Source organism: Candidatus Binatota bacterium, from assembly GCA_012960245.1.
In the GTDB taxonomy this organism is placed as follows: Bacteria; Desulfobacterota; Binatia; order UBA1149; family UBA1149; genus UBA1149.
Genome location: DUBO01000051.1, coordinates 58,253 through 58,505, shown reverse-complemented (window position 1 = coordinate 58,505; position 253 = coordinate 58,253). Strand labels below are relative to the sequence as shown.

Here is a 253-nt window from a genome sequence, read left to right as displayed (position 1 = left end):
CGTCGTCCGCGTTGGGGTCGGCGTTGTCCTGGCAGTCAGCCGCCGCGTCGCAGGTCTCTACGCCCGTGCAGAACTGGCCGTCGTCGCAGTTTGAGTCGTTGACGGCGTTGACGATGACATCATTGACCTCGTCACAGCTGTCATCGGTGCAGGCCACGCCGTCGTCAGCGTTGGGGTCGGCGTTGTCCTGGCAGTCCATTGCCGCGTGGCAGGTCTCCACGCCGGTGCAGTACAGCCCGTCGTCGCAGTTTGA

Annotated in this window: 1 pseudogene (only partly in view); it reads right to left on the bottom strand. The window is 64.8% G+C overall.

The annotated features are described in order from the left end of the window. Positions 1 to 253, bottom strand: a pseudogene (locus EYQ35_09870) (hypothetical protein) (it extends past both window edges: 1,388 nt to the left, 549 nt to the right).